The 14478-nt window shown below is 44.1% G+C and carries 12 protein-coding genes; 8 read left to right on the top strand and 4 right to left on the bottom strand.

Annotation, left to right across the window (positions count from 1 at the left end; translation table 11 throughout):
• Positions 1-93: 93 nt before the first annotated feature.
• Both F0145_RS05495 and F0145_RS05490 read left to right on the top strand, forming a co-directional pair.
• Positions 94-1296, top strand: a complete 1203-nt coding sequence (locus tag F0145_RS05495; RefSeq protein WP_150087314.1) for a bifunctional 3,4-dihydroxy-2-butanone-4-phosphate synthase/GTP cyclohydrolase II — start codon at positions 94-96, stop codon at positions 1294-1296.
• 3 nt (positions 1297-1299) lie between these two features.
• Entirely contained in the window at positions 1300-1974 is a 675-nt protein-coding gene (locus tag F0145_RS05490; RefSeq protein ID WP_150087313.1) for a hypothetical protein, read from the top strand.
• A 99-nt stretch (positions 1975-2073) separates the two neighbouring features.
• Here the strand turns inward: F0145_RS05490 and F0145_RS05485 are convergent, their stop codons facing one another.
• The 3 genes from F0145_RS05485 to kdsB all read right to left on the bottom strand — a co-directional run bounded on the left by F0145_RS05485 (position 2074) and on the right by kdsB (position 4737).
• Positions 2074-2847, bottom strand: coding sequence for an ABC transporter permease subunit (locus F0145_RS05485; RefSeq protein ID WP_150087312.1), 774 nt, complete (start codon positions 2845-2847; stop codon positions 2074-2076).
• The gene (locus tag F0145_RS05480; RefSeq protein ID WP_150087311.1) at positions 2844-3752 is read right to left on the bottom strand and encodes an ABC transporter ATP-binding protein; all 909 of its coding nucleotides are present in this window, start codon (positions 3750-3752) and stop codon (positions 2844-2846) included. Before F0145_RS05480 ends, F0145_RS05485 begins: the two co-directional genes overlap by 4 nt.
• A gap of 238 nt (positions 3753-3990) precedes the next feature.
• Positions 3991-4737: a 3-deoxy-manno-octulosonate cytidylyltransferase gene (gene kdsB / locus F0145_RS05475; protein WP_150087310.1), complete on the bottom strand. Its 747-nt coding sequence runs from the start codon at positions 4735-4737 to the stop codon at positions 3991-3993.
• A 237-nt stretch (positions 4738-4974) separates the two neighbouring features.
• Between kdsB and F0145_RS05470 the strand changes: the two genes are divergently transcribed.
• The 4 genes from F0145_RS05470 (at position 4975) to F0145_RS05455 (ending at position 10359) form a co-directional block, all read left to right on the top strand.
• Positions 4975-5823: a DUF4905 domain-containing protein gene (locus tag F0145_RS05470; protein WP_150087309.1), complete on the top strand. Its 849-nt coding sequence runs from the start codon at positions 4975-4977 to the stop codon at positions 5821-5823.
• Between the two features lie 13 nt (positions 5824-5836).
• Entirely contained in the window at positions 5837-6838 is a 1002-nt protein-coding gene (locus tag F0145_RS05465; RefSeq protein WP_223815829.1) for a DPBB and LysM peptidoglycan-binding domain-containing protein, read from the top strand.
• Positions 6839-6921: 83 nt separating this feature from the next.
• Entirely contained in the window at positions 6922-7692 is a 771-nt protein-coding gene (locus tag F0145_RS05460; RefSeq protein ID WP_150087308.1) for a TIGR02757 family protein, read from the top strand.
• Positions 7693-7971: 279 nt separating this feature from the next.
• Entirely contained in the window at positions 7972-10359 is a 2388-nt protein-coding gene (locus tag F0145_RS05455; RefSeq protein ID WP_150087307.1) for an endonuclease MutS2, read from the top strand.
• Positions 10360-10654: 295 nt separating this feature from the next.
• Here F0145_RS05455 and murB read toward each other — a convergent pair whose 3' ends face one another.
• Positions 10655-11671, bottom strand: a complete 1017-nt coding sequence (gene murB, locus F0145_RS05450; protein WP_150087306.1) for a UDP-N-acetylmuramate dehydrogenase — start codon at positions 11669-11671, stop codon at positions 10655-10657.
• Between the two features lie 209 nt (positions 11672-11880).
• Here murB and F0145_RS05445 point away from each other — a divergent pair, with 209 nt between their 5' ends.
• Both F0145_RS05445 and F0145_RS05440 read left to right on the top strand, forming a co-directional pair.
• Complete coding sequence (locus tag F0145_RS05445) at positions 11881-13041, top strand: THUMP domain-containing class I SAM-dependent RNA methyltransferase (RefSeq protein WP_150087305.1); 1161 nt, start codon at positions 11881-11883, stop codon at positions 13039-13041.
• 253 nt (positions 13042-13294) lie between these two features.
• Complete coding sequence (locus F0145_RS05440) at positions 13295-14416, top strand: acyltransferase family protein (protein ID WP_150087304.1); 1122 nt, start codon at positions 13295-13297, stop codon at positions 14414-14416.
• Positions 14417-14478 lie beyond the last annotated feature (62 nt).

Raw genomic sequence — 14478 nt, 5'->3', positions numbered from 1 at the left:
TACAGCCCTTGCCTTTCTTAAAACTTATATTTCCTTACCTTTGTTCTAAGAACAGCAACCTCGGTTTGCTAATATATTAAAGTTTGTACTCCCATGTTTGATACAATAGAAGATGCCATTGCCGATATAAAGGCGGGCAAAGTAGTAATAGTAGTAGACGATGAGGACCGGGAAAATGAAGGCGATTTTATTTGTGCCGCTAGTACCATAACCCCCGAAATCGTGAATTTTATGGCAACCCATGGCCGGGGCCTTATTTGTGTGCCTTTGCTGGAAGATCGTTGCGATGAACTAGGCCTGGAACCCATGGTTGGCCGTAACACGGCCCTGCACGAAACCGCATTTACCGTTTCCGTGGATTTATTAGGTCATGGCTGTACCACCGGTATTTCGGCCAGCGACCGTGCCAAAACTATTCTGGCTTTAGTTGACCCCAAAACCGATCCGGCCGATTTAGGAAAACCCGGCCATATATTTCCGTTGCGAGCCCGCAAAGAAGGTGTTTTGCGCCGCACCGGCCACACCGAAGCAGCCGTAGACTTAGCCCGTTTGGCTGGTTTAGAGCCCGCCGGCGTATTGGTCGAAATAATGAACGAAGATGGCTCAATGGCGCGCCTGCCCGATTTGGAACTGGTAGCCAAAAGATTTAATCTGAAGCTGGTTACGATTAAAGACCTAATTAAATACCGGTTGGTGGCCGAAAGCCTGATTACCCGTGAAATTGCCGTTGAAATGCCTACGCAATACGGTAATTTCGATTTATACGCTTTTACCCAGCGCAGCAACGGCGCGAAACATCTGGCACTGGTAAAAGGTACGTGGCAGGAAGATGAACCTGTTTTGGTGCGGGTGCATTCGTCGTGCGTTACCGGCGATATTTTTGGTTCGTGCCGCTGCGATTGTGGTCCGCAGTTACACAAAGCCATGGAAATGATAGAGCAGGAAGGCAAAGGTGTAATTGTTTACATGAACCAGGAAGGCCGCGGAATTGGCTTGCTTAATAAATTAAAAGCTTATAAATTACAAGAACAGGGCCGCGATACCGTAGAAGCAAACCTAGAACTTGGGTTTGGGATGGATGAACGCGACTATGGTGTTGGTGCTCAGATACTTCGGGACTTAGGCGTTACCAAAATGCGGCTTGTATCTAATAACCCGAAAAAACGTACTGGATTAATAGGCTACGGCTTGGAAGTAGTAGAAAATGTACCGATTGAAATTACCCCCAATCAGCACAATAAAAATTACCTGACTACTAAACGCGACAAGCTGGGTCATCAGATTTTAAAAGAATAATATATGCAGCGTCCTCTCTTCTTCCGGCTGATTTTATTGTTAGTTGTGTTGTTTTCTGCCCAATTTCCGGTTTCGGCCCAGCGGGTCGATATTCAGGAATGGCCGAAAGGACGCATTGTACTAACGAGTGGCGATACCCTGATGGGGCCTGTTACTTATCACCGGTCAGAAGATATTATTCGGGTTACGTTGCCGGATGGTTCTATACAAGCTTATGCGCCCGTAAATGTAAGCAGCTTTACGGTAACCGACGAGCGCAGCCGGGTGTGGCAAACGTTTAAGCCATACCTCTGGAACCGGGGCAACGATTATTCTGATTACAAAGTGCCGGCTTTTTTTGAGTTGCTCAGCGAAGGAAAATATACCTTGGTAAAGCGCGAAATATTAACCACCCGGAGCCAAAACTACGGACCCATGTACGCGGGTTACGGCCGGTATTATGATCCTTATGGGTATGGTTACGGTAATTCGCGCCAGCAAACGGTAATACAGGATTTATTTTACATTTATAACCCCAAAGGCGAAATTATTGCGTTGCGTAACCCCAAGCGCGATTTAGATGATTTATTTGGTAATAAAGACCGGGAAATGAAAGATTTTGTAAAACGAAATAACCTGGAGTACGATAATGCCCGCGATTTAGCCCGGATAGTTGGGCATTTTAATAGTTTACCGTAATATTTTATGCCTTTAAGCTATTGAAATAATAGCAGCATTCTAGCAGAAAAGCAGCAGGCCCGGATTTATCCGGGCCTGCTGCTTTTCTGCTAGAATATCTTATAAATCTCTTACTTTTAAAACCAGGTAAGCCAGCGCATAAAACAAGCCAATGTATAAGATAGCCGGCAAAACAGCTTGTTGCGGATTTAGCGCCGAAGTTGGTCCGGTTAAAACATCCAATACTTCCTGGCCCGGCATTGGCGTTAAACTGCTTAAAACTTTCATCGGAAAATATTGATCTAAGTTATCGTTGAGGCGCCAGTGAATAAGCGGCTCTACAATTTTAGTATAACCCAGGAAAGAAATAATGGCTAACCCGTTTTTCCGGATCAGAAACCCAAATAACACCGCAATACTCATGTAACCAATGGCCTGCACCAGATAATAAACTACATGCATCGAACCGGAAAATAGCAGACCCGGCGTAATATGCTGGTTATAAGTAATGCCAAATACCAGCCCAATTAAAGTTAAAATGGTGGTTGCAATTAGCCCAACTAATAATATTACCAAATATTTACTTGCCACTAAATCTTTCCGGAACAAGCCATCGATTACGTGCTGTCGGAAAGTGCGGAAGGCGTATTCATCGGTAATTAATATTATCAGCAATATTCCCAACAGCAAATTAAAATAACTGGCTACATAGGAAAGCTTCATCCAGATGCCCGGGAATTGATAAATCTGGGAACCGGACTGCTGCCCATTAATGGTAATATGGCTGCTGGCGTAAGCAAACAATAACAGGAAGGCGCTGTAAATAAACAATATTACCCAGAAAGTGCGGTAGGGCAATAATTTTTGAAGTTCGATCTGTAGTAATTTGCTCATTGGTTTGTGGTGGTATTGGTAATAATATCCAAAAACTGCGCTTCCAGGCTTTTCTTACGCACCGTTAATTCCGATAAAATAATACCCTGCTGGAAAAAGGCTTGATTCAGGTCGGTGCTGGTAAAGTTATTTGCCAGGGTAAGTACCAGGCTATTATTATCCTGCCGGAAGTTACTAACCTGCGGTAATTGGGGTAAAAGCGCTAGAGCAGCTGCCAGGTTTTCGGCCCGGATAATTACCTGATCTTGGTGGGCCAGAATTGCATCTACGCGGCCGGCAATTTTTAGCTTACCAGCCTGCAATACGGCCATGTGGGTGCAAACTTTTTGTACCTCATCTAGTAAGTGGCTGGCCAGAATAATGGTTTTGCCTTGTCCGGCTACCTGCTTTATTATTTCGCGTACTTCGGCTATACCTTGCGGATCCAGGCCGTTGGTGGGTTCATCGAGTACCAGTACCTGGGGATTGCCCAGCAGAGCGGCGGCCAAAGCTAAGCGTTGTTTCATGCCCAGCGAAAACTCTTTGTAGGCTGAGTTTCGCCGCTGCAGTAAGCCAACTGTTCTTAAAACCGGTTCTATTTCCTGGTGGCCGGTATTTTTAATATTGGCTATAATTTTCAGGTTCTGGGTGGCGCTCAAGTACGGGTAAAAATTAGGAGTTTCCAGAATAGCCCCAATGCGCCGCTTGGTTTCTTTACTTAGGGGCAAACCAAACCAGTTAAACGACCCTTGATCGGCCCTAAGTACATCCAGCACAATGCCTAGCGTAGTGGTTTTACCGCTGCCATTCGGGCCTAATAATCCGTAAATACTTCCTTCTGCCACTTCCAGCGTCAGGGCATTGAGGGCCTGAACCCCGCCGGGATATTTTTTGGAAAGATTTAGAATTTCTAAAACGTTGGCCAATATGAATTATGAATTATGAATTATGAATTATGAATTATGAATTATGAATTATGAATTATGAATTATGAATTATGAATTATTTTTTCCTTGGTAGCTCATTTTTAAAGTATTTGGGCGAAGGTATAGCGCAGATGGGTTGGTGCGTAATGCTTTGAGTGGCAGTTAATAAAATCTAACCGGCTTGCGGCAATTTTGCGCCCGCTAATATTTCCCGGTATTCTAAAATATTGTTAAGCAACTAACTTTTGTTATTTCCCAAGGCCAAAGCTTTTTCTAAATCTTCGGGCGTGTCGATGCCAATATTTTCCTGGGTAGTTAGGGCGGTGGCAATTCGGAAACCATTCTGCAGCCAGCGTAATTGTTCCAGCGATTCGCTCAGTTCCAGACTAGAGGGAGCCAGTTGGGTAATTTGTTCCAGAATATCGGCCCGGTAACCGTAAATGCCAATGTGCTTGTAAAAAGTGTGTTTTTCCAGCCATTGGTCCGGCTCAGCCCCGCGCACGTACGGAATAGGGTGGCGACTAAAATAAATAGCCTGTTGCCGGTTATCCAGAATTACTTTGGGCATATTGGGGTTAAATAATTCGGACTGATTATTTATTTGTTTAACCAAGGTACCCAGTTGGGTGGCCGGCGACGAAAATAAATCAATAACCAAGTTTATCTGTTCGGGTTGGATAAAAGGTTCGTCGCCCTGAATATTTATAATAAATTCGCAGGGCTGGTTAAACAACGTGTACGCTTCAAAACACCGGTCGGTACCACTCTGGTGGTTAGTACCCGTTAACACCACATTGCCACCAAATTTTTGTACTTCGGCCAAAATACGCTCATCGTCGGTGGCTACCAACACGTGCTGCAACCGCGCCTGGCTGGCCTGTTCGTAAACCCGCTGAATCATGGATTTGCCGTTTATCTGTACCAAAGGTTTACCCGGAAAGCGGGTAGAAGCATAACGCGCCGGTATAATGCCGATACTATTCATAATTAATATCCAAAGTTTAAATTAATATATCCGGGCCAGGATGTTCCGCCAAATCAATCCAAAATAAAATTAAACATTCTTGCTCCAATTTGCTTGGTCTGGAGCCTTGTGGCTTAATCTTTGTGCCTTTAACCCGGAAGCGGCAACTTAATTAATTTTAACAGCATCCGGTGTATTTCTTTCCGAAATTTTTAAATAGTTGGGCGGCTAGGCAATTGTTTTTAAATTTGCAGGCAGATGAAGGCGGCAGGAGAAAGCTTAATTAATGACGCTGGTAAAATAGCTCCGGCTTATAAACTCGAATGGGAGTACCCAGTTTGGCAACTTCGGTTCGATGCGAAAGCCGGCTTAATAGCCATAGAATGCTGCGATGCCGATACCTTGCAAACTTTTTTTGGGGTATTTGCTGGTAAAACCGGAGCCTTTATAATGCAGGATTACCGGCCTGCTAAAGCCTGGTGGCAAAATTTAGCGGCCATTCAGAACGGAATTATGTACCTGCAAGGCGTTGCGGCCAAAGGTGTGGGTAGGTCGGTTGGCATAACGGCGGTAAATGTTGAGAAGGCACAAGTGCAGTGGCAGCGGCCGGAGTTTAGCTTTTACGGTTTAACCGCTACTGCCGTGCTGGCACTGCCGGCTACTGGCGAGCTGACCGAGTTAATTGGCCTGAACCCTGCCACTGGCGAGGAGCTAGAGGTAGCCGGAAATATTGCCACCGGACCGGTTAAATTAGGTTCTTGGCACGCAGACGAAAATCAGGTATTGGCAGTACCGCAGCATTATCCGGCAGGGAATGAGTATTTCGCTGATTTAGAATTATTTATAAAAGAAAAAACCGGTTGTAATGCGTTGTTTGCCATTGATTATTTAGAGTATAAAAATATTATAGCGCTGGGATTTTATTTGTCTCAGCAAGATGGCCGGCAAACATATCGGTTGGCAATATTTTCGTTAGCCGGTGAACTTTATCTGCAGGAAGACCTGGGAAAAGATTTAACCGGAATCGGGATAGATAATTTTTTTATTTTCCAGGATACATTAATTTTAGTAAAAAATAAAAAAGCTCTGTTGGGTTACGAGGTCTAGTTGATTTATAGTTATGTTAAAAAAAGTCTTTTGTGTAGCGGCGCTCTTTACCCTTTTGCAAGAAGGATCTGCTTTGGCGGCTGGTATGCCGGTCGATTCGGTTGGTTTGGAGAAGCGAAACGGTAAAAATTTTGTGGTGCATAAAGTAGTTCCCAAAGAAACTTTATTTGCCTTGTCCCGGAAATACAATGTGCCGGTTAACCAGATTGTAGATGCCAACCCGAATATTCAAAGCGGATTAACTATTGGGCAGATTGTGTACATTCCCAGCAAGGCACCTTTAAAAAGCCCGGAACCAGTAGCCCCCATTCTTAAAAATTCGACGCCCTCTACGCCGTATACTTATGTAATAGATGCCAAAGGCAATAAAGTACACCAAGTGGTACCCAAACAAACTTTGTACTCCATTGCCCGCATGTATAATATTACCATGGCCGATATCCGGAAGTGGAATAATTTAACCTCTGATAACTTAACCGTAGGCGCTGACCTGATAGTGGGCATGGGCAACAAACCCACGCCTAATAATAATCCGCAATACGTTGGCGAAATAGACGATACTGTAGAGAAAAGCAAAACCCCTACGGCTACCAAACCACCAGTAAAGCCGGCCGAAGAAATAGTAGTTAAAACCAATGAGCCCGTCCGGACGGCGGAACCGGTGCGAACCGCCGAGCCGGTTGTGCGGCGGGAAACCGAAGAAAGCCTGGATCGCGAGGAAAACACCGGGGCAAGCGAAAGTGTAAGTAAAGTTACCGAGAGCGGCCTGGCCGAAGTAATTGAAGGCAATAACAATAACAATAAATATCTGGCCTTGCACAAATCTGCCCCGGTGGGTTCTATTTTGCAGGTAAAAAATATTATGAACGGCCAAAGTGTTTACGTGCGGGTTATTGGCAAATTACCCGAAACCGGCAACAACGATAAGGTAGTTGTAAAAATCTCCAAAAGAGCTTTCCAACGCTTGGCTTCTTTGGATAATAGGTTCCGGGTAGAAGTTTCTTATATGCCGTAAACCCAGTTCTAAATTATTGTAAAACCCACTTGTCCGGCAACTCATGGGCAAGTGGGTTTTGTTTTATAAGTATTTTTAAATCAATGTATTATAAAGATAATATTAAAATATTACTAGAAGATAGATTTCAGCAATATAACCAGCCAACTTTTATACCTAATGACCCGATTGTCATTCCGCACAGCTTCACCCAAAAGCAGGATATTGAGATAGCCGGCCTGTTTGCGGCCATGCTGGCTTGGGGCCAACGGGTAACCATTATAAAGAAGTGCCGGGAGTTAATGGCCCGGATGGATAATGCACCCTATCGTTTCATTCTACAGCACCAGGAAGAAGATTTAAAAGCTTTGTTGGGTTTTAAGCACCGGACCTTTAACGATACCGATTTGTTATATCTGGTTTACTTCTTACAGCAATATTACCAAACCCACGAATCGCTGGAAGATGCTTTTACCGCCCAAGGCACCATAACCAATCAGAAGCAGCGTTTGGAGAACTTTTTTAATACGGTTTTTAGCCTGCCAGAAGCCCCCAACCGGACGCGCAAACATATTTCTACCCCGGCCCGCAAATCGGCGTGTAAGCGCATTAATATGTATTTACGCTGGATGGTACGACAAGATGAGCAAGGCGTGGATTTTGGCATTTGGAAAACCATGCAGCCCGCCGATTTAATTTGCCCTTGTGATGTACACGTGGGGCGGGTGGCCCGCAAACTAGGCTTAATAACCCGGCCTCAAACCGATTGGGAAACAGCTACGGAACTTACCCAGCACTTACGGGAGTTTGACCCCACCGACCCGATAAAATATGATTTTGCTTTATTTGGCCTCGGAATAGAAGAGAAATTTTAAAAGTACACCCGAAATTAGTTTTATAAATACTTTTTAATATTTATTATTTCTAGTTGATAATCAGTTTAATATGTATGATATAATGAAGTAATATTTTCAAGTAAGAATAATTGTTTTGGTTTTGCAATAGAAGAATTATTGCTTACTACCTTACCCGCAATATTTAAAGATTTTTTTCGGAATATTAAATTTATTTTTGTTCCGGAATGTTATACCATACTATTATCATTCGTAGAATGAACAAACATTTTTTACCTGAATTGATCTAAGCTTAAAACCTTGATATATCCACAAAATTTTGAAAATAAAATTGGGTTTAACCAAATCCGAGAAAGCCTTATTTCGCTTTGTTTGAGTCCGCTGGGGCAATATTTTGTAAACCGCATGCAGTACCTGACCCGTTTCGATTTGGTTCAGAAACTCTTGCATCAAACGCACGAATTCCGGGGATTAATGACATCTGGCGCAGATTTCCCAACCCAGCACTACTTTGATGTTACCGAGCACCTGAACCGGGCCGCTATAGAAGGTTCTTTCCTGGATGTAAGGGCGTTTTACGAAATCAAAATGTCGTTGCGGACCATCCGGCAAGCGCTTACTTTTTTCTCGCAGGCCGAAGAAACCTTGTATCCTAATTTGCGGGCGCTGGGCGAGGCCATTCAGGTAGACCGGCACTTGCTTTCGGCTATGGATAAGGTAGTAGACGATAACGGAACTGTACGGGACAATGCATCGCCGGAATTGGCTCGCCTTAAAGCAGATTTAATTCACCAGCAAGCTTTACTGCGCAAACAAATTCAGGCCGTACTGCGGCACGCCAAAGCCTCCGGCTGGACCAACGCCGATGCCGAACCAACTGTACGCGGTGGCCGCATTGTTATTCCGGTTTTAGCCGAATATAAGCGCCGTTTAAAAGGGTTAATTCATGATGAATCTACGAGCGGGCAAACAGTTTATATTGAGCCAGATACGGTATTTGAATTAAACAACGACATTAAAGACCTGGAGAATGCTTACCACCGGGAATTAATTCGGATACTTACCGCTTTAACCAACCAGTTGCGGCCGGCTGTAATGGATTTACGCAAGGCTTACCAATATTTAGGGCTGCTCGATTTTATCCGGGCCAAAGCTATTTATGCCTCCCGCATCGAAGCAACTTTGCCAAACTTGCATAAAACCCCGGCGGTAAAATGGCATAATGCCCGCCATCCGTTGCTCTACCTGAACTTTAAAAGCCAGGATAGGGAAGTGGTACCTTTATCGTTGGCGCTGGACAAAGAACAACGCATCTTACTCATATCCGGACCAAATGCCGGCGGTAAATCAGTTACTTTAAAAATAGTGGGCTTGCTGCAATATATGCTGCAATGCGGCTTACTTATTCCGGTAGCCGAGGGTTCTGAGGCCGGTATGTTCGAAGATATTTTTATTGATATCGGCGACGAGCAATCCTTGGAAAATGACCTGAGTACTTACAGTTCGCACTTACAAAACATGAAGCAGTTTGTGGTGTTGGCGGGCAAAAAAAGTCTGGTTTTAATAGATGAATTTGGCACCGGTACCGAACCACAACTGGGCGGCGCCATTGCCGAGGCCGTGCTGGAGAAGCTGAACCAGCAGGGCGTGTTTGGGGTAATTACCACCCACTATACCAACCTGAAAAACTTTGCCCAGCGTACGCCCGGTATTGTAAACGGGGCCATGCGTTACGACCACAAAGAATTAAAACCATTGTACCAGTTGGTAATTGGTAAGCCCGGTAGTTCGTTTGCTATTGAGATTGCCCGTAAAATTGGTTTGCCACAGGAAATTGTAAACAAAGCCAGTAATTTGGCCGGTCGCGATAAAATTCGCTACGATCGCTTACTGGAAGAACTTGAAGCCGAGAAAGCGGAAGTAGAAAAACGTAACCGTGAGTTAGCCTCGCAGGAGAAAAAAATGCGGCAATCGGCTAAAGAATATTCCGATATGAAGCAATTGCTGGAGGAAAGCAAAGCCGATATTATTTCGGAAGCGAAGCAAAAAGCCAAGCTCTTACTCCGCGATACGAACCAGCAAATTGAAGCCACCATTCAGCAAATCCGGCAAAGTCAGGCCGATAAAGAACAAACCAAGCAGGCCCGGCAGGCACTGGAAACTTTTACCCAGGAGAAAATTAAAGTAGAGCACCGCCCAGCCAAAAAGCTGAGTACGGCTAAAGGCGCGTTGGTGCCCGGCGATTTAGTTTCGTTGGTGGGGCAGGATTCGGTGGGGCAAATTGTTTCGTTAAAAGGAAAAACCGCCGAAGTGCTGTTTGGCAATATTAAAACCATTGTTAAAACCGAAAACCTGGAGCGGGTAGAAGGGCAATTACCGAAAGTTAAGAAAGAAGCGTCGGAACCATCCCGTCAGGGCATGAACCTAACCAAGCGCATGGCCAATTTTAGTCCGACGATGGATGTGCGGGGCCAAAGGGCCGAAGATGCCTTAACCCAGCTTATGGCTTTTGTAGACGATGCCATTATGCTCGGTATTCCGGAAATAAAAATTATTCACGGCCGGGGCAATGGCATCTTAAAGCAAGTGCTTCGGGATTACTTACGCAGCGTGAAAGAAGTAGCCAGCATCAGCAATGAGCACGTTGAACGCGGCGGTGACGGCGTTTCGCTGGTAGTACTTAAATAAAATAGCTAAATTGGTTAAGCCCGCTCGGAATTTGCCAATTGCTGCTAACTATTGCTAATTTTTAACACGCTTTAAAATAAATGGCTTCCTTGATTATTAGGGAAGCCATTTATTTTATACCTTCTTTCTGAGGAATATTTTTAGCTGGCGCAAGTTTAGCGAAGCGTAACTTGTGCCTATTAATAATGGCCAGTTTTAAACTGGCCGGAAGTGGAAACTTCCTTTCATCAAACACACCAGTTACAAACTGGCGCGCAAATGAGACTTGGTAAAACAGTTTAAGAGGCAATATTGCTTAAATAATATTTACTTCGGGGTGCAGCGTTATGTTAAATTTTTGCTTTACCGATTCTATTATTTCGTAAGCCAGCGCCCGAATTTGGTTGCCTTCGGCACCGCCGTAATTTACCAGTACCAGGGCCTGATCTTTATGCACGCCGTAATTATTTATTATTTTCCCTTTCCAGCCGCATTGCTCAATCAGCCAGCCGGCTGGTACTTTAATATTGCCGTGGGCCGCCGGGTAACTCGGAATATTGGGGTATTGTGCTTGTAAAGCCGCAAACTGGTCGGGCGATATTTCCGGGTTTTTAAAAAAAGAGCCGGCATTGCCAATAACCACCGGGTTAGGTAGTTTGCTTTGCCGGATAGCAATAACGGCATCGCTCAAGGCTTTAAGCGTAATTTCTTTTACCTGCATGGCCTCTAACGTGCTCTTAATGGCGCCGTAAGTAGTATTAAAAACCGGCTTTTTGCTTAACTGCAAGGTAACATGCGTAACAATATATTTTCCTTTAAGCTCTCTTTTAAATATACTTTCGCGGTAACCAAAGCCACATTTTTCGGCATCAAAGGTAGTTACGGCTCCCGTACTTATTTCTACCGCTTCTAAACTCTGAAATACATCTTTTAACTCTACGCCGTACGCACCAATATTTTGCAAAGGTGCTGCCCCAACCGTACCCGGTATTAGCGAAAGATTCTCAAGGCCACCCAAATTTTTATCAATCGAAAACAAAACCAAATCGTGCCAGCTTACGCCACCACCAGCTTCTACCAAAGCATCTTCGTCGGTTTCTGAAATAATATGTATGCCCCCGATTAAGTTTTGCAGCACCGTGCCGTCGTAATTTTGGGTAAATAAAACGTTGCTGCCGCCGCCCAGTACCAATAAATTATTTTTATCTATTTCGGGGTTATTAAGCAATTCCTGCAACTCGGCTACATTCTTAAAGCTGGCAAATTGCCGGGCAACCACATCTATGCCAAACGTATTCAGGTTTTTAAGCGAATAATTAAGTTGTAAATTCATCTGGTGGTTTTTACCTAAACACAAAAATAAGCACAAAACCTGCCAGTAGGGTTAAATTATTTAAATATTAACGGCTGCTTTGGCGCACCTGGCGTTAAGATAAATATTTAAATTTTATTCCGAATAAGAGGAAATTTAAATATATGCGTAATCACAATTTTGCTTTAAGTTTGAACCACAAATATTAACCGCATCTGTACCGGAACAGCATGAAAAACAATTTTTTTGAAATTATTGCTACTACACAATTTGGCCTGGAAGAAATATTGGCCGAAGAACTCCGGCAGCTAGGCGCCCAAAACGTAAAAGTTGCAACCCGGGCCGTGGAGTTTACCGGTGATAAGCGGTTGTTGTACGCGGCCAATATTTGGTGCCGTACGGCTATCCGGCTATTGGTACCTTTTGCTTCTTTTTACGTGCGCGATGAAGAAGATTTATACCGCAAAGTAAGCCGCATCCGGTGGCAGGATTATTTAAGCCTGGATCAGACTTTTGCCATAAACGCCGTTGTGAGCAAATCAACTTTTCAGCATTCTTTGTTTTTGTCGCAGCTTACCAAAGATGCCATTGTCGATCAGTTTCGGCATAAAACCGGACGGCGGCCCGACATAGATGTTACCCGGCCCGATATCCGGCTGAACCTGCACATGCACGAAAACCAATTAACGTTGGCCCTCGATGCTTCCGGCGACTCGCTGCACCGGCGGGGTTACCGCATTCAAACCAACGTGGCACCCCTGAACGAAGTATTGGCAGCGGGTTTAATATTATTATCCGGCTGGGATCGGCAGTCGCCTTTTATAGATCCCATGTGCGGTTCGGGTACTTTGTTAATAGAAGCAGCTATGATTGCCTATAATATTGCACCCGGCTTATACCGGCAAAATAGTTTTGGCTTTAGCCAGTGGCCCGATTTTGACCAAAACCTATACGATGCTTTAGTTGCCGAGGCCCAAGCCAAGCGTTTGCCCGAAGCAGATCTGGAAATAATTGGCTCTGATATAGACAAAGATTACATTGAAGCTGCCCGCAACAATATTACCCAGGCCAGATTGGAAGACGAAATACGGGTGCGCGTGCGCGATTTTCGCGAAGCCCAAGCCATTGGCGACAGGGGCGTAGTAATGCTAAACCCACCCTACGGCGAACGTTTGGGAACCGATGAAGCAAGCATCAATCAATTATATAAAACTATAGGCGATACCTTTAAATCAAATTTTTCGGGTTACGATGCTTATGTGTTTACCGGCAACCTGGAGGCCGCCAAACATATTGGCCTGCGCACTTCGCGCCGTATTCCGTTGTATAATGGCGCCATTGAATGTCGGCTCTTAAAATTTGAATTGTATAGGGGCAGTAAAAAGCAATAAATAGGTAATTAGCAGCAAAGCGCGCTTTGGTATTGGTATCCGTAAAATATTATTAAAGCCCAATTCTTAGTAAAACAGCTCTGGTTTTCGCCGCAGCGCGTTTAAGTAAACTTAATTTATAATTGGCATAAAGTTTTAACACCAGTTAAAACTAAATAGCTGGAAAAACTTAACTTTTCTATATATTTAGAAGGGCCGGAGCTGTTTACTTAATCCGGATATTAACAACGGTATATTTCCTAAATCCTGCTTTATGGCTTTATCAAACCAACGATTTACAGCCCTGGATGTATTCCGCGGCATGACGGTTTGCTTTATGATTATTGTAAATACGCCTGGTAATGGTGCTACCACTTTTGGCCCGTTGCATCACGCGAAGTGGCACGGTTTTACGCCCACCGATTTGGTATTTCCGTCGTTTTTATTTGCGGTTGGCAATGCCATGAGCTTTGTGATGCCTCGTTTACAGGCGCTTAACCAAACCCAGGTATTAGGTAAAATATTTAAACGTACTTTTATTATTTTTTTACTGGGTTACCTGATGTATTGGTTTCCGTTTGTGCATTGGGAGCAGCAACAATTAGTTTTTAACCCTATTGGCACTACCCGCATTTTTGGCGTTTTGCAACGAATTGCTTTGGCTTACGGCATTGCTGCACTTCTGATTTATTACCTCAACTGGAAAAGAGCTTTGATTGTATCGGTAGTTGGGTTGTTCCTGTACTGGGTTTTGCTGTTACTATTTGGTGAGCCGGGAGCCCAATTAACCTTGCACGGTAATGCCGTACTAAAACTCGATACCTGGCTGGTAGGGGCAGAGCATTTATACATGGGCGAAGGAGTACCTTTTGATCCGGAAGGCTTGTTAAGTACCTTGCCGGCGGTAGCCAACGTAACGGCCGGATTCGCGATTGGCTATTTTTTACAAAAGCAAGGAAGTACGTTTGAGGCCTTAGCCAAATTGCTGCTCATTGGCTGTCTGTTACTGGCAGTGTCTTACGCCTGGGACTTAATATTTCCGGTAAACAAAAAGTTATGGACCAGTTCTTTTGTAACCTTAACGGTTGGCTTAGATTGCATATTATTAGGCATATTGGTGTACGTAATAGAAATGCTGCATAAAACCAACTGGACTTACTTTTTTAAAGTGTTTGGCCGTAATCCATTATTTATTTATTTGTTGTCGGAGGTTGGGGCTATCTTAATGCATTTCTTTCGGGTAGGAGATATAAGCTTGTATGAAGCTACTTACCGGCGTTTATTTATGCCGCTAGGAAATCATATTGGCTCATTCTTATTTGCCATAGCTTTTATGTTGTGCTGTTGGCTGGTTGGTTATCTGCTCGATAAAAAGAAAATTTATGTGCGGGTATAAAATATGGGCAATTAACCAGCACCGGTAGCTATTTTGTATAAATATTGCGAGGCAAGAAGCAA

Source organism: Adhaeribacter rhizoryzae, assembly GCF_008629685.1.
GTDB lineage: Bacteria > Bacteroidota > Bacteroidia > Cytophagales > Hymenobacteraceae > Adhaeribacter > Adhaeribacter rhizoryzae.
Note: the sequence above shows the minus strand (reverse complement) of the source record. Positions and strands in the feature narration are given on the sequence as shown.